Below are 26,490 nucleotides of genomic sequence, written 5' to 3' on the forward strand. Positions count from 1 at the left end.
CGAAGACCCTTTGCCGATTTCCCGGCCACGACCTGAAAACCCGTGACCGCCGGGCCAACGAGAGGAACCCCTCCCGTGCCTGTCAACCGCTCAACCCTCCTCCGCCGCGGCCTCGCCGTGGCCGCGGCACTGCCGCTGCTGACGCTCGCCGCCTGCGGTTACGGTTCCGAGGCCAAGGACGACAACGCCAACGAGAAGGTCGCCGCCGGATCGCAGAAGATCGACGGGCTCGACACCGTCAAGATCGGCTACTTCGGCAACCTGACGCACGCCACCGCGCTCGTCGGCCGTGAGCAGGGCATCTTCCAGAAGGCGCTGGGCGCCACCAAGGCCTCGTACGCGACCTTCAACGCCGGCCCGTCCGAGATCGAGGCGCTGAACGCCGGTTCCATCGACATCGGCTGGATCGGCCCCTCCCCGGCCATCAACGGCTACACCAAGTCCGACGGCAAGAGCCTGCGCATCATCGGCGGTTCGGCGTCCGGCGGCGTGAAGCTCGTCGTCAACCCGGACAAGGTCAAGTCCCTCAAGGACGTCAAGGGCAAGAAGATCGCGACGCCGCAGCTCGGCAACACGCAGGACGTGGCGTTCCTGAACTGGATCGCGGACCAGGGCTGGAAGGTCGACGCGCAGAGCGGCAAGGGTGACGTCACGGTCGTCCGCAGCGACAACAAGGTGACGCCGGACGCCTTCAAGGCCGGTTCGATCGACGGCGCCTGGGTGCCGGAGCCGACCGCGTCCAAGCTGGTCGCCGAGGGCGGCAAGGTCCTCCTCGACGAGGCGTCGCTGTGGCCCGACAAGAAGTTCGTGATCACGAACATCATCGTGTCGCAGAAGTTCCTCACGGAGCACCCGAAGGTCGTCGAGGCCGTGCTGAAGGGCTCGGTCGACACCAACAAGTGGATCAACGCCAACCCGGCGGAGGCGAAGGCCGCGGCGAACAAGCAGCTGGAGGCCGACTCCGGCAAGGCGCTGCCCACCAAGGTGCTGGACCCGGCGTGGACGTCGGTCCAGTTCATCAACGACCCGCTGGCCTCCACCCTCAACAGCGAGGCGGAGCACGCGGTCAAGGCGGGCCTGCTGAAGAAGCCCGACCTCAAGGGGATCTACGACCTGAGCATCCTCAACAAGGTCCTCAAGGCCGAGGGCGAGTCCACGGTCGACGACGCCGGTCTCGGCGTCGGCTGATCGATTCCGATGAGTTCCCAGGAGGTGACGACCATGGCCACGACCTTCGCCAAGGCCGCCGAGTCCGCGGAGTCCGTGGAGTCCGCGGCCCGGCTTGAGCACGTCTCGAAGTCCTTCGCGGGGCCGGGCGGGCAGCAGCTCGTCCTGGACGACATCACGCTCGATGTCGCTCCCGGCGAGTTCGTCACCCTCCTGGGTGCTTCGGGCTGCGGCAAGTCCACACTGCTGAACCTGGTGGCGGGGCTCGACGAGCCCACCGCCGGTTCCATCACGACGGACGGCCGTCCGGCGCTGATGTTCCAGGAGCACGCGCTGTTCCCGTGGCTGACCGCGGGCAAGAACATCGAACTCGCCCTGAAGCTGCGGGGCATCGCCAAGCAGGACCGGCGGGGCAAGGCCGAGGAGCTCCTCGAGCTCGTGCGGCTGAAGGGCGCGTACGGCAAGCGGGTCCACGAGCTCTCCGGCGGTATGCGCCAGCGCGTGGCGCTGGCCCGGGCGCTGGCGCAGGAGAGCAACATCCTGCTGATGGACGAGCCGTTCGCGGCGCTGGACGCCATCACACGGGATGTGCTGCACGACGAGCTGACCCGGATCTGGGCGGAGACGGGGCTGTCCGTCCTCTTCGTCACGCACAACGTGCGTGAGGCGGTGCGGCTGGCGCAGCGGGTCGTCCTGCTGTCCTCCCGGCCGGGCCGGGTGGCGCGCGAGTGGACGGTCGACATCCCGCAGCCGCGCCGGATCGAGGATGCCCCGGTGGCGGAACTGTCCATCGAGATCACCGAAGTCCTGCGTGGGGAGATCCGCCGTCATGGCCAGCACTGAGACGAAGACGACGGTGACGAAGCCGGTCACGACGGAGCTCGCCGGTGTGGAGGCGGGGCTCGACGCACTGGATGTCGTGGCGCCCAGCGTCCGTACGCCCTTTCGGCGGACGTTCGTCGACAAGATCCTGCCGCCGGTCGTCGCGACGGTGCTGCTGCTGATCGTCTGGCAGATCACCTTCAAGGTCGTCGACGACCCGACCAAGCTGGTCTCTCCCCTGGACGTCTGGCGGACGCTCCAGGACGCCTGGCTCGAGGGCAAGCTGATCGGTTACATCTGGACCAGCGTCTCGCGCGGTCTTCTCGGCTTCCTCTTCGCCCTGGCGATCGGCACCCCGCTGGGTCTGCTGGTGGCGCGGGTGAAGTTCGTGCGGGCGGCGATCGGACCGATCCTGTCGGGTCTCCAGTCGCTGCCGTCGGTGGCCTGGGTGCCGCCGGCCGTGCTGTGGCTGGGTCTGAACAACTCGATGATGTACGCGGTGATCCTGCTCGGCGCGGTTCCCTCCATCGCCAACGGGCTGGTGTCCGGCGTCGACCAGGTGCCGCCGCTGTTCCTGCGGGCGGGGCGCACGATGGGCGCGACGGGTCTGAAGGGAACCGTGTACATCACGCTGCCCGCCGCGCTGCCGGGCTATGTGGCGGGGCTGAAGCAGGGCTGGGCGTTCTCCTGGCGTTCGCTGATGGCGGCGGAGATCATCGCGTCCTTCCCCGACCTCGGCGTCGGCCTGGGGCAGTTGCTGGAGAACGGGCGCAACGCCAGTGACATGTCGATGGTGTTCGAGGCGATCCTCCTCATCCTGTTCGTCGGCATCGCCATCGACCTGCTGATCTTCAGTCCGCTGGAGCGGTGGGTGCTGCGCAGCCGCGGCCTGCTGGTGAAGGGCTGAAGTCCCGTGTACAGGAAGCCGGTTCCCCCCGTTCTCGTCGTGATCGCCCACGGCAGCCGTGACCCGCGGCACGCGGCGACCGTCCACGCCCTGGTGCGCCGGGTGCGGTCGTCGCGGCCGGGGCTGCGGGTGGAGACCGGTTTCCTGGACTTCAACATCCCGTCCGTGCACGGGGTGCTGGAGTCGCTGGCGGCGGACGGCGTCCGTGACGTCGTGGCGCTGCCTCTGCTGCTGACCCGCGCCTTCCACGCGAAGGCGGACATCCCGGCGGTCCTGCGGGATGCTCCGTCGCGGCTGCGGATCAGACAGGCCGAGGTGCTCGGCCCGTCGCCGCTGCTGCTCTCCGTCCTGGAACAGCGTCTGTACGAGGCGGGGTTGGCGCCCGCCGACAGGTCCTCGACGGGGGTCGTGCTGGCCTCGGCGGGGTCCACGGACCCGGAGGCGATCGCAGTGATCGCGGACATCGCGCGGGAGTGGCGGCGCACCGGTTGGTGCGCCGTGCGGCCTGCGTTCGCCTCCGGCGGTTCTCCCTCGGCCTTCCCGCGCACCGAGGACGCGGTGCGCGAACTGCGGGCGCTGGGGTGCTCCCGGGTCGCCGTGGCGCCGTACGTCCTGGCGCCCGGCTTCCTGCCGGACCGCATCGCGCGCGGCGCGGCGGAGGCGGACGTCCTGGCCGGCGTGCTGGGTCCGGCTCCGGAGGTGGCGCGGGTCCTGCTGGAGCGGTACGACGCGGCACGAACACCGGCACTGGCAGCCGTCGGCGCCTGACCGGTCCGACCGGGTCGCTCAGCCGGTCGTGCGGGCCGCGCCCTGGCGCGGGTCGCGTCCGCTCGCTCCCAGTGCCCGCTCGAACAGCGGCGCGTCCTCGGCGACCGGTACCACCGCGGCGAAGCCGTCGTACTGGCGGTAGAGGTCACCGTGCCGTTCCACGACGTCCAGGACGAGCCGGGCCGCCCCGTCCGAGATGCGGAACTCCTGGCCGGTGGCGGCCGCCACGTCCCACCCGTGCACCGCCATCTCCTTGACGAGCATGGGCGCCAGCTCGGTCGCGGGCATCGTGGCCATCCCGAGGTCGACCTCTCCCTCCCACACGGCCGGGTCCGCCCAGGCCGCGACCGCGCGCTCCAGCTGGTCGGCGTACGCCTGCGCCCACTGCGGATCGGCGGTGAAGTCACGGGCGACCAGCTCGTCGGGGAGCTGCTTGCGCAGGGCGCGGTGCTCGAGGCCGTGGGAGGTGTAGAGGACCCAGTGGTCGACCAGGGTGCGGACGTCCCAGCCGGGGCAGTGCGTCGGGTCGCTCAGCCGTTCCGCCGGGACACCGCGGGCGACCCGCGCGGCCTCGGCGGCACATTCGGACATGTACCGGTGCGTCTCTTCGTCCTTCATGGCTTCCACGCTAGGCGGCGGGGCCTCAGGGCTCTTGAACAAATGCGACAGCTTCGTCGGCCAGGCGGGTCAGTTCCGGCAGGGGCAGCGATCCGGGGGCCCTGCGCTCCCGGGCGAACTCGTTGGCGAGGCGTTGCAGCAGTTCGTTCAGCGGGGTGGGCACGCCGTGCAGCCGCCCGAGGAGCGCGATCTCGCCGTTGAGGTGGTCGGCCTCGATGGTGCCGGCGCCACGGCTGAGGGACTGCCAGGAGGACCCGCCGCCGCGCGGGACTCCGTCGAGCGGGACCAGGGTGACCTTGTCGCCGCGCACGGCCCGCTGCTCCTCGGCGTCCACCCACACGATCCCGGCAGCCCGCAGCACGGACTCGCCCTCGGCCCTCACCCGCGCGAACAGCGCCTCGGCCTCGGGGCCGTCGGCCGGACCGCTCACGGCTTCCAGCGCGTTGCCCAGGTTGGCCAGCAGTTTCGCGTACTGCCAGCGGGACACGTCGGGTACCACCGGCGCCTCGAAGTACGCCTTCTCCAGGTCGGCGGCGATCCGGCGGGCCGTGTCGTCGGTGCCGTGCGGGTAGCGGCCGAGGTGCAGGATGCCGGTGAGCGGGGTCCCGGCGGCGGAGACGGCGCCGGGTTCGACGTGTGTGGCGGGCAGCCACACGCAGACGCCGTAGACGTGCCGGAAGCGGCGCAGGGCGAGGCGCGGGCTCTCCACCCCGTTCTGCGCGCAGACCAGGGGGAGCCTCTCCGCGGCCGTACCGCCGCCCTCGACCGGCGCCGGCCCCCAGACCCTCAGTGCCGCCTCGGTGTCCTGCGTCTTGACGGCGAGGAGGAGGACGTCGTCGGCGCGCAACGCACCGAGCTCGTCCGGTCCTTCGACGACGGGCAGCCGGTGGGTGGCCTCGCCCTGCGCGACCCTGAGCCGCAGTCCGCCCTCGGCGAGCGCCGTCCGGTGCGCGCCCCGCGCGACCAGCACGACCTCCTGCCCGGACTCCGCGAGTCGCCCGCCGACCGTGCCGCCGATCGCCCCTGCCCCGATCATGATGTAACGCATGGGGCGAGCCTTGCACAGGCGTGCCTGCGCGCCGTCACGAGGGTGGTGTACGCCCCGCCGCTGTCACAGCGTCATCTCCACCAGTTTGACCACGGTGTTCCAGTTCCGGGTGGTGGCGATCAGCCCCTTGTTGACGCGTGGCCTGGCCAGTTGCTCGGCGAGCTTGGACCGGCCGAGGCCGTCGGGGGCGTACAGGTACAGGGCGCGGTCGCCGAGACGGAACTCCTCGGGGAGGTGGGCGGCCCGGTCGATCCCCGCGTAGCGCTCCGCGTCGACGGGAGTGGAGAAATACGTGACGTGGAGTTGCTTCGCCTCCAGCTCGGCGGCCGGGAAGGGGCAGGTGTCGGCGACCGCCTTCAGATAGGCGTGGTCGCGCACGATCACGCCGACGGCGAAGCCGAAGTGTTTCTCGACGGCCGCCGTGAGCTCGCCGGCGAGGCTCTCCTCGTCCCCGTGCGCCGAGGAGAAGACGGCCTGGCCGCTCTGCAGGTAGGTGCGCACGTCCCCGAGGCCGAGCCCCTCCAGCAGGGTGCGCAGCTCGGCCATCGGGACCTTCCTGCTGCCCCCCACGTTGATGCCGCGCAGCAGCGCCGCGTACGTCGTCGTCATCCGCTCACCTTAGGCGGCCGTCGTGCCCCGTGGGGGTGGGCACGACGGCCGCGGCCGGGGTGGGGGGTCCGGCGGAAACTCTGGCCGATCTGCGGGGTGCGGAGCAACCTCTGCCGGACATCTCCACAGGCCTGCGACGTGTTCGACAAACTCTCGCATTGACCGCCACCCTGATCGCCGCCCCCGAGATCCACGGATAGATGTAAGGGACCACTGTCCTCCCCAGCGGTGAGAGGTCGCGGTCCGACGGGAGGAGTCGCGGCTCCGGCACTTCACCGGGCAGCACGAGGAGATGGCCTTATCCGGCCCATACCTTCGAATCGGAAGGTGGCGGCAGGGTGCTTCCACCGCATCACAAGGGGGCAGGCCCGTCATGGGGAACGGAGATATACGGGTGCGGGGCATCGCCGCGCGGGCCGGCGGCTGGAGCGCCCGGCACCGATGGGCCGCCGTGGGCATCTGGGTGCTGTTCGTCGTCCTGGCGATGGGGATCGGTTCGGCGGCGGGCACGGTCGAGGTCAAGGAGAGCGACCAGCTCGGGGGCGAGACGCACACGGCGGCCAAGATCATCGAGGACGCCGGCATCGACGAGCCGGCCAGTGAGACCGTCCTCATCCAGTCGAAGGACGGCTCCGTCAAGGCCACGGACGCGGAGTTCAGGGCCGCCGTCACCGCGGTCGTCGCGGCCGTCGACAAGACCGGCAAGGCCACCGACGTGACCTCGCCGTACGACACGAAGACGATCTCCGAGGACGGCCGCAGCGCGCTCGTCCAGTTCGACATGCGGGGCGACTCCGACACGGCGGGCGAGCGGATCGAGCCGGTTCTCGACGCCGTCGCGGGGGTGCAGAAGGAACACTCCTCGCTGCGGATCGAGGAGATCGGCGGCGCCAGCATGATGAAGACGTTCGACGACGCGTTCGGCGACGACTTCCAGCAGGCCGAGTACTCCGCCGTTCCGGTGGCCCTGGGCATTCTGCTGATCGCCTTCGGCGCGCTGGTGGCGGCGCTGCTGCCGGTGGCCCTGGCGGTCACCGCGATCATGGCGACGATGGGCCTGATGAGCATCGTCAGCCACTTCCAGCCGATGGACGACACGGCGAGTTCCGTGATGCTGCTGGTCGGTCTGGCCGTGGGCGTCGACTACTGCCTGTTCTACCTGCGCCGGGAGCGCGAGGAGCGGGCCGCGGGACGCGACCCGGAGACCGCGCTGCGGATCGCCGCGGCGACCAGCGGCCGTGCCGTGATCGTCTCCGGTGTCACCGTGTGCGTGGCGATGGCGGGCATGCTGTTCACCGGGCTCGCCACGTTCGAGGCGATGGGTCTGGCCTCCCTGATGGTGGTCGCGGTCGCCATGGTCGGCTCGGTGACGGTGCTGCCGGCCCTGCTGTCGCTGCTCGGCCACCGGGTGGAGAAGGGCCGGATCCCGTTCCTGCACCCCGACAAGCGCCGCAAGAACGGCAGCCGTGCCGCCGAGGGCAGCCGCTTCTGGAGCGCCGTGCTCAAGGTCGTCCTCGCCAAGCCCGGCGTGTCGCTGGTCGTGGCGGCCGGCGTGCTGCTCGCGATCGCCGCGCCGGCGGTCGGCATGAAGACCCAGAACCTCACGCTGGACCAGGAGTTCGGTGACTCGCTGCCCATCGTGCAGACCTACAACCGGGTCAACGACGCCTTCCCGGGCGGTTCCGAGCCGGCCGAGGTGATCGTCAGGGCGAAGGACATCAACGCCGCCGAGGTGAAGGCGGCGCTGGCGGAGTTCAAGGAGCAGGCGGTCAGTTCGGGCGCCTCGCGCGGCCCGGTCGAGATCAAGCTGCACGACGCGCAGAACATCGCCTACGTGTACGTGCCGCTGGTCGGCGGCTCGGACCTGGACAAGGCGGGGGCGAGCCTGGACAAGCTGCGCGACGAGGTGCGGCCCGCCACGCTGGGCAAGGTCGACGGCGTCCAGGCGCCGATCACCGGGCAGGTGGCCGGTTCGAAGGACTTCAACGACCAGTTGGGCGGGGCCGTCGCTCCCGTCTTCGCGTTCGTCGTGGTCTTCGCCTTCCTGCTGATGCTGCTGTCGTTCCGCTCGCTGACGGTCGCGATCACCTCGATCGTGCTCAACCTGCTGTCGGTGGGCGCCGCCTACGGCATCCTGGTCGCCGTCTTCCAGCACGGCTGGGGCGCGTCGCTGGTCGGGGCGGAGGGCGTCGGCGCCATCATCACCTGGCTGCCGCTGTTCCTCTTCGTGATCCTGTTCGGGCTGTCGATGGACTACCACGTGTTCGTCGTCTCGCGGATCCGCGAGGCGCGGCTGCGGGGCCGCACGACGAACGAGGCCATCCAGCACGGTGTGGTCACCACGGCGGGCGTGGTCACCAGCGCCGCCGTCATCATGGTCGCCGTCTTCGCGATCTTCGGAACGCTGTCCATGCAGTCCATGAAGCAGATGGGCGTGGGCCTGGCGGCCGCGGTGCTGATCGACGCGACGATCATCCGCGGTGTGCTGCTCCCGGCCGTGATGGCACTGCTCGGCGAGCGCAACTGGTACCTGCCGAAGTGGCTGCACTGGCTGCCCGACCTCACGCACGACGAGGCGCCTGAAGCGGTCGCGCCGGTGACCCGGGACGACGAGGGCGAGCCGCTGAAGGTCTGACACCGATCGCGGCACGCCGAAGTCGGCTGAGCCGAGGGCCCGTTGACCTCCCGGGGGAGTCAGCGGGCCCTCACCTGTGCCGGGTTCACCCCCGGTCCCGGGCCCGGTGGCCCGCCGGATCGGCCTCGATCAGGTCCACCGCCCGGTGCGTGCCGCCCTCGTCCGCCATGCCCGCCTGGATCCCCTTGAGCCGGCGGGCGACCTCCGGGTCGTCGAGGAGTGCGAGGGCGGCCTCGCGCAGGGTGTCGGCCGTCGCCTCGGGGGGGGCGATCTGCCGGGGCACACCGAGCGCCCGGCGCATGTCCGCGTTGCCGAACTGGTCGACGGCCTGCGGTACGGCGATCATCGGCGTGGCCGTGGCCAGTCCGACGATACGTCTCGTGCAACCCGAACAACCGGGTCAGGCCTCGGGGCAGCGCTCGTCCGTTCCCTCGACGCTGCGGCCGAGCCCGTCCGTCACCGTCACCGTCACCGTCACCGTCGCGGAGGAGAAGTCGGCGGTGTGCCGCGCCTCCGCTGCCGTACAGATCAGCTGGGCCACCGCGAGGTCGGCCAGCTTGTCGGTGACGTGATGCAGCCGGATCGACACCCCGTCGCCGCGTCTGTCCACCGACACGGCGGCCGATGTCGGAGCCACCGCGGCGGGAGCGTCGGTTCCGGTGCCGGGAGCCATGCTCCGGCCGGGTGTCGGGGCGAGCCCCGGCGGCGGCAGCAGCGTGGTCAGCTGCTTCGCCCGTTCCGCCTCCGTCGGACCCTCCAGAAGGCTCTGCACCGCCGACTCGGCGTCGACCACCGGGACGGGCCTGCGCGGGACGGCCACCAGCGAGCCGGCCCGGACGAAGTAGACCCGCACCATCGGCACGGCCCCCCGCGCGGGGCCGCCAGCCTCCACCACACCGGTCGCCGGGATGCCGCAGGAGACCAGCGCGCCCAGCGCCGGAACGCACAGCAGCACGGCCCGGCGCGCGGCCCTGATCACGACTCCCCCGCCGAGGCGTCCCGTTGCAGCGGGAGTTCCACGGTGAAGACGGCGCCGCCCTCCGGCCGGTTCGCCGCCCGGACCGTGCCGCCGTGCATGCGGACGTTCTCCTCGGTGATCGCCAGCCCCAGCCCGCTGCCCTCGGTCCGGGACCGGGCGGCGTCCGACTTGTAGAACCGTTCGAAGACGTGCGGCAGTACGCCTTCGGGGATGCCCGGCCCGCTGTCCAGGACCTCGACGACGGCCCGCGGCCCGGCGCCCGGCCCCGCGTCCTCGCGCAGGGACAACCGCACCGGGCGGGCTCCGTGCCGCAGGGCGTTGCCGACCAGGTTGGCTACGACGACGTCCAGGCGGCGCGGGTCGACGCGCCCGCGCAGCACGTCCGGGTCAGGCAGCCGGGCGTCCACCAGGTCGGTCCAGCCGCGGGAGGCCAGGGTGCGCCGCAGGGACTCGGCGAGGTCGATCTCGTCCAGGTGCAGCACCGCCGCGCCCGCGTCGAAGCGGGAGATCTCCATCAAATCGTCCACGAGCCGGGTCAGTTTCACGGTCTCCTCGCTGATCAGCCGGACCGCGGTGGCGGTGTCCGGATCGAGCCCGGCCGCGTCCTCGTCGAGGACGTCGGTGACGGCCGACATGGCGGCCAGCGGAGTGCGCAGTTCGTGCGAGACATCCGCGGCGAACCGCCGGGCGCGGGCCTCCATGCCACGCAGTTCGGCCACCGACTCCTCCAGCGCGGCGGCCGTCTCGTTGAACGTGTGCGACAGCTCCGCGAGTTCGTCGGAGCCGTCGACGGCGAGACGGGTGTCGAGCCGCCCCCTGGCGATGCTGCGGGTCGCGTCCCGCAGCGCGCGCACCGGCCGCAGCACCCCCCGGGCGGCGAGCAGCGCGAACAGGACGGCGAGGGCCAGCGCGGGGACGGCGGCCCGCTCCACGGCGGTCACCAGGGCGTCGACGTAAGCCTGTTCGGTCGTCTGCGGCACCGTCAGGAACACCTGGAGACCGGAGGGGGGCCAACTGCCCGACGCGGAGGCGAAGACGACCGACATGCCGACGACGAGGGCGGTGTGGTCCGCGAGGCCCACCCGCTGGAACACGGTGGCCGACCTGGAGTTCACCGCTTCGCGCAGGGCGGGCGTCAGCTCCTCGAAGGAGTCGTCGGGGACGGACGTGGCCTCCAGCCCCCGGTAGACGGCCAGCACCCGCCAGGAGCCCGACGGCTGGGCGCCGGCCACCTCGACTGCGAACTGCCGCAGTGCGTCCGGGCCGGGCGGCAGGACGATCTCGGGGGCGAGCCGGGTCACCTGGGTGCGCAGCAGCTCGATCACGGCGTCCTGGCTCTGCTGGAGCACTCCGGTGCGCGCCTCACGGAAGGTGAGCGTGCCGGTGGTCGTCGCGGCGAGAGCGGCGACCAGCGCGAACGCCACCACCAGACGCACCCGCAGCCCGCGCAGCCGATGCGCCCCGACCCGGGTCCGCAGGGGCCTCACCGGGCGGCGAACCGGTAGCCGAAGCCGCGGACGGTCTGGATGTGGCGCGGCTCGCGCGGGGGCTCGCCCAGCTTGGCGCGCAGTCGTTTGACGCAGGCGTCCACCAGGCGCGCGTCCCCGTGGTAGCTGTGCTGCCAGACCGCTTCGAGGAGCTGCTGGCGACTGAACACCTGGCCGGGCGAGGCGGACAGGGTCAGCAGCAGCCTCAGTTCGGACGGGGCGAGGGCGACCGGCGAGCCCTGGCAGGTCACCGCCAGTCCGGCCCGGTCGACGGCCAGGTCGCCGTAGGTGTCGATCTTCGGTATGCCGCCGTCCGCGGGCGCGCCGGCCGCCCTGCGCAGGACGGCGCGGATCCGGGCCTGGAGCACCCGGGCCGGCACGGGCTTGACCACGTAGTCGTCTGCGCCGGCCTCGAGACCGACAACGATGTCCTCGTCGTCGCCCCGCGCGGTCGCCATGATGATGGGCAGCGTCTGGTCCAGTTCACGCATCCTGCGGCAGACGTCGAGGCCGGGCATACCGGGCAGCATCAGGTCCAGCACCACCACATCGGGCCGGAAGGACCTCAGCCGGTCGAGGCCCTCCTCGCCCGTCCCGGCGGCGGCGACCTCATGACCCTGACGGCGGAGCGCCAGAGCGACGCCGTCCCGTACGGCTCGGTCGTCCTCGATCAGCAGTACTCGTGGCATGGGCTCAGTATCCGTATACCGTCGGGTCGTTCGGAGCTCTGTTACCGGATGATCACATGAAACGGAACCGCTAGGGTCGTTACTGTTTCGTTATCGTCCGGGCCAGATCCGATCACATAGGGATCACAATCTAAACAACCATGACCGCGCACAAAGCAACTGCATCCCCCACCGGTCGCCGCCGGCACGGCCGCGCGCACGCCTCCGGCCGACGGCTGCGGAAGGGGGCCGTGTGGGGCGGGACGGTCGCGCTGGCCGTCCTGGGCGCCGCGGGTGTCGCGGCCGCGGGCTGGGCGTCCGCCGGCTCGGGCGGCACATCGGCCCAGGGCCGCCCGACCGCGTCCGCCGAATCGGGCGGCGCCGGGGAGTCCGCGCCGACGTCCTCCGGGCACGCGACCGCGGGGCCGCACGGCGGCTCCGGCACCGCCCGCACCTCGGGCGGCCCGTCGACCGGCGCGTCCGGCAGCAAGACGGGCGGCCCGTCCGGGAAGACCTCCGGCGGCCCGTCCGGTGGAACCTCCGGCCGCCCGTCCACCGAACCGTCCGAGTCGGACATCCCGGCCTCGGGGCCCGGCACCTTCACCACCGCGACCGGCTCGAGCGCCGAGGTGGGGAAGGGCACGGTCCTGCGCTACCGCGTCGACGTCGAGGACGGCACCGCTCTGTCCGCCGCGACCGTAGCCCGGCAGGTGGAGATCATCCTCGGCGACCGGCGCGGCTGGACGGCGGACGGCCACTCGGCCTTCCGCCGGGTCGCCACCGGCGCCGTCGACTTCGTCGTACGGGTCGCGACCCCCGGCACCGTGGACAAGATCTGCGGGCAGTACGGACTGGAGACCGGCGGCGAGGTCAATTGCAGCGTGGGCGAGAACGTCATGGTCAACCTCAAGCGCTGGCTGCTCGCCACCCCCGTCTACGCCAAGGACGTCACGGCCTACCGCGCGCTCATCGTCAACCACGAGGTCGGCCACTTCCTCGGCCACGGCCATGTCGGCTGCCCCGGCCCGGGCAAACCGGCCCCGGCGATGATGCAGCAGATCAAGGGCATGAACGGCTGCGTCCCGAACGTCTGGCCCTACGACGACAAGGGACAGCGGATCACCGGCCCGGCCCTGCCCTGAACGCGACCATTCACCGCTGGTAGCGGGCCAGCACCAGGTTGCCGTCCTCCTCGAGCCGCTCGCGGAGCTCACCCATACCGATCGCCCCGCTGTAGTACTCCTGGAAGGCGGGGGTCGCGACCTTGTCCTTCCACTCGGCGTAGCCGCGGACGGACTGGGCGGGCGCCGGGCGCAGGTACCCGGCCAGGGCGGTCCCGGTCGCCCAGTCGTCCTCGGCCATGTGGAGGGCGGGGTCGGCGAGGGCCTGGGTGCCGGTCGGCAGCATCCAGTCGCCCAGCGCGAGGCGCACCATGTTCTTCGGCCGGAGCAGGAAGTCGATGAACGCGACGGCGTCCTTCTTGTGACGGCTGTCCTCGGCGACGGACAGCGTCTGCGGGCTGACGCCCTGGGCGAGCCCGTCGGCGCCCGCAGGGGCGGGCAGCACCTGCCAGTCGAATCCCTCGGGCGCCTGCTGCACGATCTGCTGACGGTAGGAGAAGCCGAGCGGGACCATGGCGTATCTGCCGCCGAAGAACCCGGGCAGGGTGTCCGAGCCGCCGCTGCCCAGCGTCGTGGACGAGGCGCTGTGGTCGGTGCCGACCTGGTCGCGGATGGTGCGGGGCACGACCTCGTCGCCGGCCTCGAAACGGACGGTGGCCTTTCCGTCCGCTCCCCGGTGGAACAGCCGCCCGCCCGCCGACAGGGACAGGTTGAGGGTGGCGGAGACCGGCTCCTTCAGCGGCCAGGCGACGCCGAACCTGCCGTCCCCGCTGAGCCGCCGGGTGATCTGCCGGAACTCCGCCCAGCTCCAGGGATGTTGCGGGGTCGGGATGCGGACCCCGGAGCGCTTCAGCCAGGCCGCGTTCGCCACGAGGACACGCGGCTCCTGGAGGAAGGGCACGCCGTAGACGCCGTCGCCGAAGGTCGTCGTCTCCCAACTGCGCCGCGGGATGTCCGACGTGAGACGGGCGGGCAGCAGGTCGGACAGATCGGCGAGACGGCCGCCGTAGGCGAAGTCCGCGAGGTCGTCGGAGGCGTCGTGGATGATGTCGGGGGCCTCGCCGCCCTCGAAGGAGGTCAGCAGCTGGTCGTGGACACTGGACCAACTTCCCTGTACGTACTCGACCTTGACGTCCGGATGGGTCGCGTTCCACTCCTTCACAAGGTCCTTGTTGGCCCGGACGGACTCCTCCTGCCAGGCCAGGGAGAGGAAGCGGAGGGTGACGGGACCGTCGTCGGCCCCGCCGCCGGCGGAGCAGCCCGCGAGGAGCAGCAGCACGGTCACGACCAGCGCTGCGGTCCCGCTCCGCATCAGCCCTTCACCGCCCCGGCGAGCAGACCGCCCGTGATCCGTCGCTGGACGAGCGCGAAGACGACCAGCGAGGGCAGGGTGGCGAGGGTGGCGGCGGCGGCCAGCGGCCCCAGGTCGGCGACGCCCTCCGAGCCGATGAAGTGGGTCAGGACGACCGGCAGGGTCTGCTTCTCCGGGGACTTCAGCAGCACCAGCGCGAAGAAGAACTCGTTCCACGCTGTGACGAACGCGAACAGCCCGGTCGCGACGATGCCCGGGGCGAGCAGCGGCGCCGTCACCGAGACCAGTGTCCGCAGCCGCCCTGCTCCGTCGATCGCCGCCGCCTCCTCCAGCTCGACGGGGAGGGCCCGGACGTATCCGACGAGCATCCACAGCGCGAACGGCAGGGCCCACACCACGTACACCAGCACCAGCCCGGGCACCGAGTCGATCAGCCGCAGGTTCTTCAGCACCAGGAACAGCGGGATGATCACCAGCACGAACGGGAACGCCTGGCTGACCACCACCCAGGCGGACACGGCCCGCGCGAGCCGGGTGCGCCGCCGGGCCACGACGTACGCCATGGGCGTGGCGAGGACGACAGCGATCACGGCGGCACTCACCGCGGCGACCAGGGAGTTGAACGCGGCGTGCAGCAGGGGCTGTTCGTCGAACGCCTGGCGGAAGCCGGCGAGTGTGGGGTCCTTCGGGATCCAGGTGGGGTGCAGGCTGCCCAGTTCGCGGGCGGGCTTGAACGCGACGGAGACGAGCCAGAGGAAGGGGAAGGCGAGGAAGACGAGGTAGGCGAGCAGGGCCGCGTACTGGCCGGCGCGGGCCGCCGGGCGGGTCCTCATGTGTCGTCCCCTCCCCTGATCCGGCCCACCAGGAACAGGGCCAGGAGGACCGAGATCACCGCGACCATCACACAGCCCATCGCCGCCGCGTACCCGAACTGGCCGTAGCGGAAGGCCTCTTCGTAGGCGAACAGCATGGGCAGCCGGGTACGGCCGCCGGGTCCGCCGTTGGTCAGCACGTAGACCAGGGCGAAGGAGTTGAAGTTCCAGATGAGGTTGAGGGCCGTGATGGCGAGGGCGACGGGCCGCAGAGCGGGCCAGGTGACCGTCCGGAAGCGGCGCCAGGCGCCCGCGCCGTCCACCGCGGCCGCCTCGTGCAGTTCCCGCGGGGTGTTCTGGAGGCCGGCGAGCAGGGCGACGGTCGTCTGCGGCATGCCCGCCCACACACCCACGACGATCACCGCGGGCAGGGCGGTCGCCAGTCCGCTGAGCCAGTCCCGCCCGTCGCCCAGGCCCAGGTCGCGCAGGGTCTCGTTGAGGATGCCGGCGTCCGGGTCGTAGACGAGCCGCCACATGACGCCGACCACGATTTCGGGCATCGCCCAGGGGACGATGGCGAGGGCGCGGGCCGTCCGTCGCAGCCGGAGGTCCTGGTTCAGGAGCAGGGCGAGGCCGAGGGCGAGCAGGAACTGCGGGACGGTCACCCCGACCGCCCAGAGCAGGCCGATCCGGAACGACTCCCAGAACAGGGTGTCGTGCAGCAGGTCGGAGAAGTTGAGGGCGCCGGTCCACCGGGTGGGCGCGGTACGGCCCGACTGGGCGTCAGTGAACGCCAGCAGGATCCCGTACAGCAGCGGGCCGACGCTCAGCACCAGGATGGGGATCAGGGCGGGCAGCACGAGGAACCACGCACCGGGGCCCGTGGCGGCGCGCGGCGGGCCGGTGCCGGACGTGCGGCGCACGGTCCGTCTCTTCTCGGTCGCCAACGACACGGACCGGCCCCCTTCCCGTGGCTCCGCCGGGCTCCGCCATGGTCGTGAAGGTGCTGTACCCCGTCAAGACGCCGTGTGCACGGGCCGACCTGTGCGAATGCGACACTGACCGACGGATGGCCGGAACCCGGCGCCGTCCGGCAGGACCGGGCGGAGAAGCACACGGAGGCGGACGATGGACGAGGCACGGGCGCGGGACGTACTCGCCGCGGCGGAGCTACTGCCCGGCCCGGCGGCGGACGCGCGGCTCCTCGCCCTGGGCGAGAACGCGGTGTTCGCCGTCGGCGAGCTGGTGGTCAAGGTGGGCCGCGACGCCGAACTCCTGGACCGGGCCCGGCGCGAACTGGACGTCGCGGCCTGGCTGGCCGGGGCGGGTGTCCCGGCGGTGCGGGCCGCCGAGTCGAAGCCCCTTCTCGTCGAGGGACATCCGGTGACCTTGTGGCACCGGCTGCCGGACCCGGTGCGCCCCGCCGGACCACGGGATCTGGCCGAACTCCTGCGTCTCGTGCACGCCCTGCCCGCCCCCTCCTTCGGCCTGCCCCCGCGCGATCTGCTGTCGGGAGTCGAACGCTGGCTGCGACTGGCGGGCGACGCCGTCGACCCGGCGGACGCGGCGTATCTGCGCGAGCGCCGCGACGGCTTCGCCACCGCCGCCGCCGCGCTCACCCCGCACCTGCCGCCCGGCCCGATCCACGGCGACGCACTGCCCCGTAATGTGCACATCGGCCCGGACGGCCCGGTCCTGGTCGACCTGGAGACCGTCTCCGCCGATCTGCGCGAGCACGACCTGGTGGTCATGGCGCTCTCCCGCGACCGGTACGGGCTGTCCGCGCAGGCCTACGACACCTTCACACAGACCTATGGCTGGGACGTCCGCGAATGGGCGGGCTGCGCGGTCCTGCGGGGTGCCCGCGAGACCGCGAGCTGCGCCTGGGTCGCGCAGCACGCGCCCCTCAACCCCCAGGCACTGGCGGAGTTCAGGCGCCGGGTGGCGTCGCTGCGGGACGGGGACGAGGCGGTGCGGTGGTATCCGTTCTGATCCGGGTCCTCCGGGCCTGGCGCACGGCCGCCCGGACCCGGAAGAACCCCGACGGTCTCCCGTCCGACCCGCGGTGAACGCGGTCGGGTTCGCCCGAGCGGCCGCCGGCCTGCGCCGACGGGCGACGGGCGACGGCGACGGCCGACGGATCGTCCGACGGGCTCCCCGCCGGCGCCTGCGCGCTCGCGGGTGAGGGCGTCAGGCGGGCCTGTCCGCCGGCTCCCGCACCGGCCAGGCTCCGTCCACCACGGCGTCCGCGTCGCCCTTGCGGCGCAGGAAACTCTGGAAGTCCGCCGCCCACTCGGCGTACCACTCGATCTGACGGCGGTGCAGCTCCGCCGGGCCGAGTGCCGCGACCTTGGGGTGGCGGACTGCTATCGCGCAGGCGAGACGGGCCGCCGCGAGGGCGTCCGCGGAGGCGTCGTGCGCGGAGTCGAGGGGAACGCCGTACTCGCCGCAGACCGCCTCGAGGTTGCGCTTGCCGCGCCGGTAGCGGTCGACCGAGCGGTCGATGGTGTACGGGTCGACGACCGGCGCCGGGTCCAGGCCGCCCAGGCGGTCGCTCAGGGAGGGCAGGCCATGGCGTCTCAGCTCTGCGGAGAGGAGGGTCAGGTCGAAGGCGGCGTTGTAGGCGACGACCGGGACGCCCGTGCGCCAGTAGCCCACGAGGACGTCGGCGATCGCGTCCGTGACCCGGTCGGCGGGGGCGCCCTCGCCTGCCGCCCGCTCGTTGCTGATCCCGTGCACCGCAACCGCGTCCGCCGGGATCTCCACGCCCGGGTCCGCCAGCCACTCGCGGTGCCCCAGGACCTGCCCGTCCCTGACCTCGATCACGGCTCCCGTGACGATGCGCGCCTCGCGCGGGTCAGTCCCGGTCGTCTCCAGGTCGAAGCCGACAAGCAGCTCCCGGTACCAGGCCATCGTGGCCCCCCTTCTTGGTGGTGCTTCCCCCAGTGGTGTCCACCCTCGCATGCGCCACTGACAATCAGAGGGCCGCGTTCCGCTTGTCCGGCCCGACAACCGGGACAGGGCGGTCCGTTCGCGACACGGGCGACGCTTCGAGACATCCCGGTCGGTTCGGTCCGATGGGACACGGACGGGGGGATTCCGGCGAATCGAGCGAATCCGGCCGAAGGGTCAGGACTGCGGCCGACCGGTCAGGACACCGGCCGACCGGTCAGGACACCGGCCGTGAGTCCGCCCAGGCCATCTCGAACTCCTCGCGGTACGCGGCGAAAAGTCCCCCTTCGTCGACCTCGCCCGACTTGACCACCCGGTTGCCGTTGCGCAGCACCAGCACCGGCGCCTCCATTCCGCGCATGCGCCGCAGATAGGACTGGATCACCGCGATGCCGTCCGTGCCGTCGCCGTCGACGAGGTAGGCGGTGAAGCGGGGCGTCTCGTCGTACACCTGGATCTGGAAGGCACCCGGATCGCGCAGCCGGGCCCTGACCCGGCGCATGTGCAGGATGTTCATCTCCACCGCCCGGCTCAACTCACCGCGCTTCATCCCCAGTTCGCGCTCGCGGCGCTTGACCGCGCTGGAGGCGGGATTGAGGAACAGCAGACGGACGCGGGCGCCCGCCTCGGCGAGGCGGACCAGCCGGCGGCCGGAGAAGTTCTGGACGAGGAGGTTGAGGCCGATGCCGATGGCGTCGAGGCGGCGGGCTCCGTCGAAGATGTCCTCGGCGGGGAACTGGCGCAGCAGCCGCACCCGGTCGGTGTGGACGGCGACCACGTCCGCGTACCGGTCGCCGACGAGGTCCTCGACGGCGTCGACGGGCAGCCGGCGCGCCGAGGGCACGTCGCCGCTCGTGCCGAGCATCTCCAGCAGGCGTGCGGAGGCGCGTTCGGCCTGGTTCAGGACGGCTTCGGACAGCGCCCGGTTGCGGGAGACGACGTTACGGGTCACCTCCAGCTCGTCCAGGGCGAGTTCGACGTCCCGGCGGTCGTCGAAGTACGGCTCGAAACAGGGCCAGTGCTGCACCATCAGCTCGCGCAGCTGCGGCAGCGTGAGGAAAGAGATGACATTGTCGTCGGCCGGGTCGAGCAAGTAGCCCTTGCGGCGGCTGACTTCGCGTACGGCGACCGCGCGCTGCACCCACTCCTGCCCAGCCGGGCCGGCCGCGGCGACGACCCACTCGTCACCGTGGACGGGTTCGTAGATGGGCCGCAGCACGGCGGCCACGACGGCCCGCAGCCGCTGTTCGACGAGGTTCAGCCAGATGTAGGCCCGGCCGGCCCGCTGGGCGCGGGTGCGCACCTCGCGCCAGGCTTCGGCGTCCCAGTCCAGCTCCGGTCCGATGGCGTTCGTCTCCATCGGCCGGGCCAGGGACACCGTGCCGGGTGGGACGTCTGCGGAGCCCCCCTCGTGACCCTCGTCACCAGGGGGCAGCTCCAGCCCTCCCGAGCCCACCCGCGCACCGCCTTCCGCTCCCCCGAGCACTCCCCGTCCCAACGATCAAGGAAGGGTACTCCGGGAGCGGTCGGCGGTGCAGCCGGATGGGCAGGTCGTTTCTCAACTACCGTCGTTCGGTTGTCCGTTCTGTCCCGCGAGTGCGGACGGAGTGAGCGGATTCATAGCGGTGACGTCCCTGGGGACCACCGAGAAGCCCTGCCAGTGGACCGGCATGGGCTGCTGGTCCTCGTCCCGAGCGATGTGGTGGAAGCCCACGTTCACCCAGGTCACGGGATGGGTGAGGGTCTGTCCGTTCACCCACTTGTCGACGGAGGTGCCGTGCTGCGCGCCGCCGCAGTTGCCGGTGTTGTTGCTGGCGTACTGCTCGCACTGGTTGTACTGGGTGAAGTAGACGTCGTGCTGGGTGAACGGGCGCCCGGAGTACTTGGTGGTGGCGCCGGGGACGAGCTCGTAGGAGCGGGCGTGCCCGTCCTTGTTCTTCCCGGTCGCGCTGACCACGCGCCACCAGCGCATGTTCTTGGCGTCGCCCGCGAGTTCCTTGGTGACGGGCGTGCGGGTGGTCCTGGCGGTCGGGCCCTGCTGTCCGCCCGCCGGCGGTCGGACCACCGAGTCGTACTGCTCGACCTTGGTGTTCGAGGAGCCGTCGAGGCCGAAGTCGAGCCGCCAGAACACGTTGTGGCTGTGGCTGGTGGCGTAGGACCTGGCGCCCTTGCCTATCGGCCAGCCACGGCCGTCACCGGCGTCGTAGTCGAAGGGCGAGAGGCTGCCGGTGGCGCCGATGTTCATGTTGATCGCGCCGTCGTCGGAGAAGCGCCACTCGGTGATGTACTCGTACCAGCCGACCTTGTTGACGGTGTAGATCAGCAGGTCCTTGCCCTGGGCCTGGTAGACCTTGTTGCCGTCGGACTGCATGCGGTAGGCGTGCCCCCGCGCGCGGGTCGTCGTGCAGATGCCCTTGACGTTCGGGTTGCCGGTGAAGGAGTCGGGTACCTTCACGGTCCGGATGGTGCCGCCGGGGCACTCGGCGGGGACCATGTTGACCAGGCCCGAGCCGAAGTTGTAGTCGGTGATGTCGTTGTACTCGTTCTTGCCGTCGTCGTACGGCACGTGGATCTGGGCGATCTTGGCGCTGTTGAGGACCTTGATCGGCTTGGTCTCGCCGGGCGGCTGGTACGAGATCTTCTCCAGGACGAGGCCGGACTTGGCCTCGAAGCGCCAGCACATGCGCCAGGTGGTGCCGGTGGAGAGCTTCTGTTCGATACGGAAGGCGGCGCTGCAGTCGGCGGCCGCCGCGGGGGCGGCCTTCGGCTGGGCCGCGGCCGGGCCGGCTCCGGCGGCCGCGCCGGCGGCCAGCGCGGCCGCGCAGAGACCGACGGCCGCCGTTCTGCGGGCTCGGCCGGTGGCCCGGGGCCGGAGGCCGGCGATCAGATTCGGAACGCGCATGAGGACATGACTCCCTTTGCCTCCCGCTGCGGGAGGCACCTCGGAACGGACGTGGAGGTGGGCCTGGAGCGGGGTCAGCCGGTGAGCCGGGTGACCTTGCGGGTGCTGAGGTCGACGACCAGGGACCGGGCGTCGATCCACGGGCCGTTCCTGACCTTCGGCAGCAGCCGTACGCAGCGGTGTTCCCCGCACGCGTCCAGAACGGCGGGCTCGGCTCCCGGCACCGCCCGGTAGACCATGGCGGCGAGCTGCAGCTGGTCCGGGGAGGTGAGCTCCTTGCCGGTGGCGTCCTTGAAGTCGGCCTTCAGACCGGCGCCGAGCGGGTCGGCGATCAGCAGGCTCGCGGCCTCGTTCTGCTCGGCGGCGCTGAGCGGTGGCTGGACGCCGTGCTGGGTACCGGTGCCCTCGACCTTGCTGGTGTCGAGGTTGACGGTCTTCGTGACGAGGGTGTCGTGTTTGTAGTCGTAGAACGACACCACCGCGCGCCGGGGCGCTCCGGGATCGTCCACCTCGCCGGCCGCGGGCTCCGCGAGCTCTACGCCGAGGCGCTGCGGGCCGCGGGCGCCGTCCACGTTCTCGGCGGCGTCGAACTGCTGGCGGTTGATCGCGATCTTCTCGACGCGCGCGATCTCGTCGTCGGTCAGCGGATCGCGGCCCTTGCCCCCGGCGCCCTCGGCGGGCGCCTCCTCGACGACACCGGGCCGGACCCCGGACGCCGTGTCCCCCTGCTGCTGTCCGGCCGCCTGCCCGGCGCTCTGCCCTGTCCTGCCGCCTCCCGTGTCGTCCGCCCCCGCCGTGCCCGGCAGGGTGATCCCCACCATCACGGCCGTCGCGGCCACCGCGATGGCCGTACCCGCCACCACCTTGCCCAGGTGGCGGCGCACTGTCGTGCGCACACATGCCCCCTACTCCCCCTGTTACCCGGGAGTACGTCTCTGCCCCACTGGCTCGGCACAGAACGTGTGTCGCCTGTCGCCCTGTGCACTGGTCGTCCGGTAAGAGGGGCGTAAGTCACAGGTGGTTCCCTCACTTTCCTGGAGACTCGACCTCAAGGGGCCCCCGCAGGGGCAGGACACCTGAAAGAGTCGAGTCCATGCAGGTCTGGCCTGGAGAGGCGTATCCACTCGGTGCCACGTACGACGGCGCCGGCACGAACTTCGCGGTCTTCACGGAGGCCGCGGACCGAGTAGAGCTGTGTCTGCTGCACGACGACGGCTCGGAGACGGCGGTGGAACTGCGCGAGAGCGACGCGTTCGTCCGGCACGCGTACCTGCCGGGCGTCATGCCCGGCCAGCGCTACGGATTCCGGATGCACGGCCCCTACGAACCCGCGCGCGGGCAGCGCTGCAACTCGGCGAAGCTGCTGCTCGACCCTTACGCGAAGGCGATCAGCGGTTCCGTCCGGTGGGGCGAGGAGGTGTACGGCTACCACTTCGACGCACCCGAGCGGCGCAACGACCTCGACTCGGCGCCCCACACGATGACGTCGGTCGTGGTCAACCCCTACTTCGACTGGGGCGACGACCGGCGACCGCGCACCGAGTACCACCACACGGTGATCTACGAGGCCCACGTGAAGGGCCTGACGATGCGCCATCCGGGTCTCCCGGAGGAGCTGCGCGGCACCTACGCGGCCCTGGCGCACCCGGCGATCATCGAGCACCTGACGGAGCTCGGGGTGACGGCGCTGGAGCTGATGCCGGTGCACCAGTTCGTCAACGACCACCGGCTGGTCGACATGGGGCTGAACAACTACTGGGGCTACAACACGATCGGTTTCTTCGCCCCGCACAACGCGTACGCCTCCTGGGGCGACCGCGGTCAGCAGGTGCTGGAGTTCAAGTCCGCGGTGCGGGCGCTGCACGAAGCGGGGATCGAGGTCATCCTCGACGTGGTCTACAACCACACCGCCGAGGGCAACCACCTGGGTCCGACGCTGTCCTTCAAGGGCATCGACAACCAGTCGTACTACCGCCTGACGGACGACCCCCGCTACTACATGGACACCACGGGCACCGGGAACTCGCTGCTCATGCGGTCCCCCCACGTCCTACAGATGATCATGGACTCGTTGCGGTACTGGGTGCTGGAGATGCACGTCGACGGGTTCCGTTTCGACCTGGCGGCGACCCTGGCCCGCCAGTTCCACGAGGTGGACCGGCTGTCGTCGTTCTTCGACCTGGTCCAGCAGGACCCGGTGGTGTCCCAGGTGAAGCTGATCGCGGAGCCGTGGGACGTGGGCGAGGGCGGATACCAGGTGGGGAACTTCCCGCCGCTGTGGACCGAGTGGAACGGCAAGTACCGGGACACCGTGCGGGACGTCTGGCGGGGCGAGGCGCGCGCGGTCGGCGAGTTCGCCTCCCGGCTGACCGGCTCGTCCGACCTCTACCAGGACGACGGCCGGCGCCCGCTGGCCTCCATCAACTTCGTCACCTGCCACGACGGGTTCACCCTGCACGACCTGGTCTCCTACAACGACAAGCACAACGAGGCGAACGGGGAGGACAACCGGGACGGTGAGAGCCACAACCGGTCCTGGAACTGCGGCGCGGAGGGCCCGACCGACGATCCCGAGGTGCTGGCACTGCGAGCCCGGCAGATGCGGAACTTCATCGCCACGCTGATGCTGTCCCAGGGCGTGCCCATGATCAGCCACGGGGACGAGTTCGGACGCACCCAGAACGGCAACAACAACGCCTACTGCCAGGACAGCGAGCTCGCCTGGGTCCAGTGGCCCGAGGGCGGCAGCGAGCTGCTGGACTTCACGCGCGCGCTGGTGCGGCTGCGCAAGGAGCATCCCGTCTTCCGGCGGCGCCGCTTCTTCCACGGCCGGCCGGTGGAGGGCACGCACGGCGAGCTGTCCGACATCGCCTGGTTCACGCCCGCGGGGACGGCGATGGCTCCCCGGGACTGGGACCGCGCGCAGGCGTCCGCGCTGTCGGTGTTCCTCAACGGCAACGCGATCTCCGAACCGGGCGCGCGCGGCGAGCGGATCACCGACGACTCCTTCCTGCTGATGTTCAACGCCTCCGCCAAGCCCCTGGAGTTCGTGGTGCCGGCCGACCTCGGACGGCAGTGGCAGGTGGTCGTGGACACCGCGAACCCGGAGGCGGCGGCGCCGGGCGCGGACACGAAGGTGCAGGCCGGGGACCGGCTGACGCTGACGGACCGGAGCATGACGGTGCTCCAACGGCCGACCTGACCCACCGGTGAGGGCCCCGGCCGCGCCCCTCCCGGAGGGGGTATGACACGAAAGTCGGCGGGACGGGTACGTAGGGTGTCATGAGCCCTGAGCTACGTGACGCCTCCGTCCCCGTGCCGCCGACGGCCACCTACCGGTTGCAGCTCCAGCCCGAGTTCCCGTTCGGGGCGGCCGCGGCGGCCGTGCCGTACCTGGCCTCGCTCGGCGTCTCGCATCTGCACCTGTCCCCCGTCCTGGAGTCCGTACCGGGCTCCCCGCACGGCTATGACGTCGTGGACCCCACGCGTGTGCGCGCGGAGCTGGGCGGGGAGGAGGGGCTGCGGGCGCTGGCCCGTACCGCGCGCGAGCACGGGCTCGGGCTGGTCGTGGACATCGTGCCCAACCACATGGCGATGGCCCCGCGTCACAACCGCGCCCTGTGGGAGGTGCTGCGGGAGGGCCCGAAGTCGCCCTACGCCCGCTGGTTCGACATCGACTGGGAGGCACAGGGCGGTCAGGTGCTGCTCCCGGTGCTCGGCCACCCCGCCGGGACCGAGCTGGAACACCTCCGGGTGGACGGTGACGTCCTGCGCTACTACGACCACGTCTTCCCGCTGCGGGAGGGCACCGCGGAGCTGCCGCTGCCGCGTCTGCTGGACGCCCAGTGGTACCGGCCGGTGTGGTGGCGGCTGGCCCGCACCGAGCTGAACTACCGGCGCTTCTTCAGCATCTCCGAGCTCATCGGGGTGCGGGTGGAGGACCCGGAGGTGTTCGAGGCCACCCACGGCACGATCCTGCGTCTGCTGCGCGAGGGCGTCGTCGACGGACTGCGCGTGGACCACCCCGACGGTCTCGCCGACCCCGACGCCTACCTGGAGCGGCTGCACGCGGCGAGCGGCGGCCGCTGGACGGTGGTCGAGAAGATCCTGGCCGACGGGGAGCGCCTGCCGGACGCCTGGCCCGTGGCCGGAACCACCGGCTACGACGCCCTGCGTCACGTCGACGGCCTGTTCACGGACCCTGTGGGGGCCGGGGAGCTGCTGGACCGCTACCGGCGCTTCGCCGCCCCGCAGACGGACCGGGGCGGCGACTGGGCGGCGACGGTACGGCGGGCGGCCTACAAGGTGCTCAGGCACGAGCTGGCGACCGAGACGGAACGGCTGACGCGGGTGACGTCCCGGGTGTGCGCCGCGTCGGACGACCCCGCGCTGCGCGACCGCGCGCCCTGGGCTTTGCGGACGGCCCTGGAGGAGCTGCTCGTGCGCCTGGAGGTCTACCGGCCGTACACCTCGGGCGACCCGGCCGTCGTCGTCACCGAGGAGGCGGCGGCGCAGGCGCGGGAGGCGTTCGTCGTGCCGGAGGAGGCGGGCGCGGTCGACGTGGTGCGGGGACTGGTGCTCGGCGGGGAGGGCGCGGCCGGGGCGGAGTTCCGGGCCCGGTTCGCGCAGACGGCGTCCGCGCTGCGCGCCAAGTCGGTCGAGGACACCGCGTTCTACCGGTACACACCGCTGCTGGCGGCGAACGAGGTGGGCGGCGACCCCGGCGCCCCGGGCGTGTCCCCGGCCGGCTTCCACGCCTACTGCGCGCGCGTGCAGCGCGACTGGCCGGCCACCGGGACGGTCGTGTCGACGCACGACACCAAGCGCAGCGCCGACGTGCGTGCCGCGCTCGCCGTGCTGACCGAGTGCCCGGGGCGCTGGGCGGAGGTCCTGGAGGAGGCCACGCGCGCGGAGAAGGACGTGCCGGACGGGCAGCTGGCGTGGGCCGCCTGGCAGACGGTCTTCGGACTCGGCCCGGCGTCCCCCGAGCGCGTCCAGGAGGCGGTGCTCAAGCACGCGCGCGAGGCGGGCATGTACACGAGCTGGACCGAGCAGGAGCCGCCGTACGAGGAGGCCGTGGCCGCGTTCGTGACGTCGGGGCCGTGCGGGGTGCCGGGCGAACGGGTGGCCGCGCTGCGCGCCGCCCTGGAGCCGTACATCCGCGCGAACGTGCTGGGCACGGCGCTGGTGCAGCTGACGATGCCGGGGGTGCCGGACGTCTACCAGGGGACGGAGAGCGAGTACCGGGCGCTGGTGGACCCGGACAACCGGCGGCCGGTGCGGTTCCCGCCGGAGGCTCCGGGCGACAAGGACACGGTGACCGGGGCCGCGCTGCGGCTGCGCCGGCGGCGGCCGGAGGTCTTCGGGGAGTCGGCCGGGTACGAGCCGCTGTCCGCCGAGGGCCCGGCCGCGGCCCACTGCCTGGCGTTCGCACGCTCCGGACGGGTCGTCACGGCCGTGACGCGGCTGTCGCTGCGGCTGGCGGAGGCGGGCGGCTGGCGCGAGACCCGGCTGACGCTGCCGCCGGGGACCTGGACCGACGTGTTGGCTCCCGGGCGGGAGTTCGCGGGGCACGTGCGCGTGGCGGAGCTGTTCGAGCGGCTGCCGGTGGCGCTGCTGGAGCGGGTGGAGTGAGGCGGCGCGCCGAGCCGGGCGCGGGCGGGTGACGACCGGACGCCCGCAT

The 26,490-nt window shown here is 71.8% G+C and carries 22 protein-coding genes and 1 pseudogene; 9 read left to right on the top strand and 14 right to left on the bottom strand.

From position 1 onward, the window contains the following. Positions 1-75 precede the first annotated feature (75 nt). The 4 genes from OHS71_RS10330 to OHS71_RS10345 are packed head-to-tail and all read left to right on the top strand — an operon-like array spanning position 76 to position 3,664. Positions 76-1,188: an aliphatic sulfonate ABC transporter substrate-binding protein gene (locus OHS71_RS10330; protein ID WP_328479088.1), complete on the top strand. Its 1,113-nt coding sequence runs from the start codon at positions 76-78 to the stop codon at positions 1,186-1,188. A 9-nt stretch (positions 1,189-1,197) separates the two neighbouring features. Next, positions 1,198-2,010 (top strand): ABC transporter ATP-binding protein, encoded by an 813-nt coding sequence (locus tag OHS71_RS10335; RefSeq protein WP_328479090.1) that lies wholly within the window; start codon positions 1,198-1,200, stop codon positions 2,008-2,010. Beyond that, entirely contained in the window at positions 1,997-2,896 is a 900-nt protein-coding gene (locus OHS71_RS10340; protein WP_328479092.1) for an ABC transporter permease, read from the top strand. Before OHS71_RS10335 ends, OHS71_RS10340 begins: the two co-directional genes overlap by 14 nt. Positions 2,897-2,902: 6 nt before the next feature. Further along, positions 2,903-3,664 (top strand): sirohydrochlorin chelatase, encoded by a 762-nt coding sequence (locus OHS71_RS10345; protein ID WP_328479093.1) that lies wholly within the window; start codon positions 2,903-2,905, stop codon positions 3,662-3,664. Positions 3,665-3,682: 18 nt separating this feature from the next. Here OHS71_RS10345 and OHS71_RS10350 read toward each other — a convergent pair whose 3' ends face one another. The 3 genes from OHS71_RS10350 to OHS71_RS10360 all read right to left on the bottom strand — a co-directional run bounded on the left by OHS71_RS10350 (position 3,683) and on the right by OHS71_RS10360 (position 5,939). Next, positions 3,683-4,282 (bottom strand): TIGR03086 family metal-binding protein, encoded by a 600-nt coding sequence (locus OHS71_RS10350; RefSeq protein WP_328479094.1) that lies wholly within the window; start codon positions 4,280-4,282, stop codon positions 3,683-3,685. 25 nt (positions 4,283-4,307) lie between these two features. Then, complete coding sequence (locus tag OHS71_RS10355) at positions 4,308-5,330, bottom strand: ketopantoate reductase family protein (RefSeq protein WP_328479095.1); 1,023 nt, start codon at positions 5,328-5,330, stop codon at positions 4,308-4,310. 63 nt (positions 5,331-5,393) lie between these two features. Further along, positions 5,394-5,939 (bottom strand): DUF1697 domain-containing protein, encoded by a 546-nt coding sequence (locus OHS71_RS10360; protein ID WP_328479096.1) that lies wholly within the window; start codon positions 5,937-5,939, stop codon positions 5,394-5,396. A 373-nt stretch (positions 5,940-6,312) separates the two neighbouring features. On the opposite strand from OHS71_RS10360, the gene OHS71_RS10365 reads away from it, so the two are divergent. Next, a complete protein-coding gene (locus tag OHS71_RS10365) occupies positions 6,313-8,574 on the top strand; it encodes an MMPL family transporter (protein ID WP_328479097.1) in 2,262 nt (753 codons plus the stop codon). Between the two features lie 85 nt (positions 8,575-8,659). Here the strand turns inward: OHS71_RS10365 and OHS71_RS10370 are convergent. The 4 genes and pseudogenes from OHS71_RS10370 to OHS71_RS10385 all read right to left on the bottom strand — a co-directional run. Continuing rightward, positions 8,660-8,941 (bottom strand): annotated as a pseudogene (locus OHS71_RS10370) (glycosyl transferase); the annotation flags it as partial. Between the two features lie 33 nt (positions 8,942-8,974). Next, positions 8,975-9,553, bottom strand: coding sequence for a hypothetical protein (locus tag OHS71_RS10375; RefSeq protein ID WP_328479098.1), 579 nt, complete (start codon positions 9,551-9,553; stop codon positions 8,975-8,977). After that, a complete protein-coding gene (locus tag OHS71_RS10380; RefSeq protein WP_328484464.1) occupies positions 9,550-11,031 on the bottom strand; it encodes a sensor histidine kinase in 1,482 nt (493 codons plus the stop codon). The genes OHS71_RS10375 and OHS71_RS10380 overlap by 4 nt, the downstream gene beginning before the upstream one ends. Before the next feature lie 5 nt (positions 11,032-11,036). Further along, on the bottom strand, positions 11,037-11,729 hold the full coding sequence (locus OHS71_RS10385; RefSeq protein ID WP_328479099.1) for a response regulator transcription factor: 693 nt from the start codon (positions 11,727-11,729) through the stop codon (positions 11,037-11,039). 140 nt (positions 11,730-11,869) lie between these two features. Between OHS71_RS10385 and OHS71_RS10390 the strand changes: the two genes are divergently transcribed. Beyond that, positions 11,870-12,850, top strand: coding sequence for a DUF3152 domain-containing protein (locus OHS71_RS10390; protein WP_443046898.1), 981 nt, complete (start codon positions 11,870-11,872; stop codon positions 12,848-12,850). Between the two features lie 10 nt (positions 12,851-12,860). On the opposite strand, the gene OHS71_RS10395 is transcribed toward OHS71_RS10390, so the two are convergent. The 3 genes from OHS71_RS10395 to OHS71_RS10405 are packed head-to-tail and all read right to left on the bottom strand — an operon-like array spanning position 12,861 to position 15,906. Next, positions 12,861-14,141 carry an ABC transporter substrate-binding protein gene (locus tag OHS71_RS10395; protein ID WP_328479100.1) on the bottom strand — a complete coding sequence of 427 codons (1,281 nt, stop codon included), beginning with the start codon at positions 14,139-14,141 and terminating at the stop codon, positions 12,861-12,863. After that, positions 14,141-14,974 carry a carbohydrate ABC transporter permease gene (locus OHS71_RS10400; RefSeq protein WP_328479101.1) on the bottom strand — a complete coding sequence of 278 codons (834 nt, stop codon included), beginning with the start codon at positions 14,972-14,974 and terminating at the stop codon, positions 14,141-14,143. The genes OHS71_RS10395 and OHS71_RS10400 overlap by 1 nt, the downstream gene beginning before the upstream one ends. Beyond that, complete coding sequence (locus OHS71_RS10405; protein ID WP_443046899.1) at positions 14,971-15,906, bottom strand: carbohydrate ABC transporter permease; 936 nt, start codon at positions 15,904-15,906, stop codon at positions 14,971-14,973. Before OHS71_RS10405 ends, OHS71_RS10400 begins: the two co-directional genes overlap by 4 nt. Before the next feature lie 175 nt (positions 15,907-16,081). Here OHS71_RS10405 and OHS71_RS10410 point away from each other — a divergent pair, with 175 nt between their 5' ends. Beyond that, entirely contained in the window at positions 16,082-16,945 is an 864-nt protein-coding gene (locus tag OHS71_RS10410; RefSeq protein ID WP_328479102.1) for a phosphotransferase enzyme family protein, read from the top strand. Positions 16,946-17,143: 198 nt separating this feature from the next. On the opposite strand, the gene OHS71_RS10415 is transcribed toward OHS71_RS10410, so the two are convergent. From OHS71_RS10415 to OHS71_RS10430, 4 genes are all read right to left on the bottom strand, one after another. After that, complete coding sequence (locus OHS71_RS10415; protein WP_328479103.1) at positions 17,144-17,866, bottom strand: 3'-5' exonuclease; 723 nt, start codon at positions 17,864-17,866, stop codon at positions 17,144-17,146. 256 nt (positions 17,867-18,122) lie between these two features. Next, entirely contained in the window at positions 18,123-19,391 is a 1,269-nt protein-coding gene (locus tag OHS71_RS10420) for an SAV2148 family HEPN domain-containing protein (protein WP_328484467.1), read from the bottom strand. A 72-nt stretch (positions 19,392-19,463) separates the two neighbouring features. Continuing rightward, positions 19,464-20,807 (bottom strand): copper amine oxidase, encoded by a 1,344-nt coding sequence (locus tag OHS71_RS10425; RefSeq protein WP_328479104.1) that lies wholly within the window; start codon positions 20,805-20,807, stop codon positions 19,464-19,466. A gap of 74 nt (positions 20,808-20,881) precedes the next feature. Continuing rightward, positions 20,882-21,703 (bottom strand): Tat pathway signal sequence domain protein, encoded by an 822-nt coding sequence (locus tag OHS71_RS10430; protein WP_328479105.1) that lies wholly within the window; start codon positions 21,701-21,703, stop codon positions 20,882-20,884. A gap of 197 nt (positions 21,704-21,900) precedes the next feature. On the opposite strand from OHS71_RS10430, the gene glgX reads away from it, so the two are divergent. Both glgX and treY read left to right on the top strand, forming a co-directional pair. Further along, complete coding sequence (glgX, locus tag OHS71_RS10435) at positions 21,901-24,009, top strand: glycogen debranching protein GlgX (protein WP_328479106.1); 2,109 nt, start codon at positions 21,901-21,903, stop codon at positions 24,007-24,009. A gap of 80 nt (positions 24,010-24,089) precedes the next feature. Continuing rightward, entirely contained in the window at positions 24,090-26,441 is a 2,352-nt protein-coding gene (gene treY, locus OHS71_RS10440; protein ID WP_328479107.1) for a malto-oligosyltrehalose synthase, read from the top strand. Positions 26,442-26,490 lie beyond the last annotated feature (49 nt).

This window comes from Streptomyces sp. NBC_00377, from assembly GCF_036075115.1.
Lineage (GTDB): Bacteria > Actinomycetota > Actinomycetes > Streptomycetales > Streptomycetaceae > Streptomyces.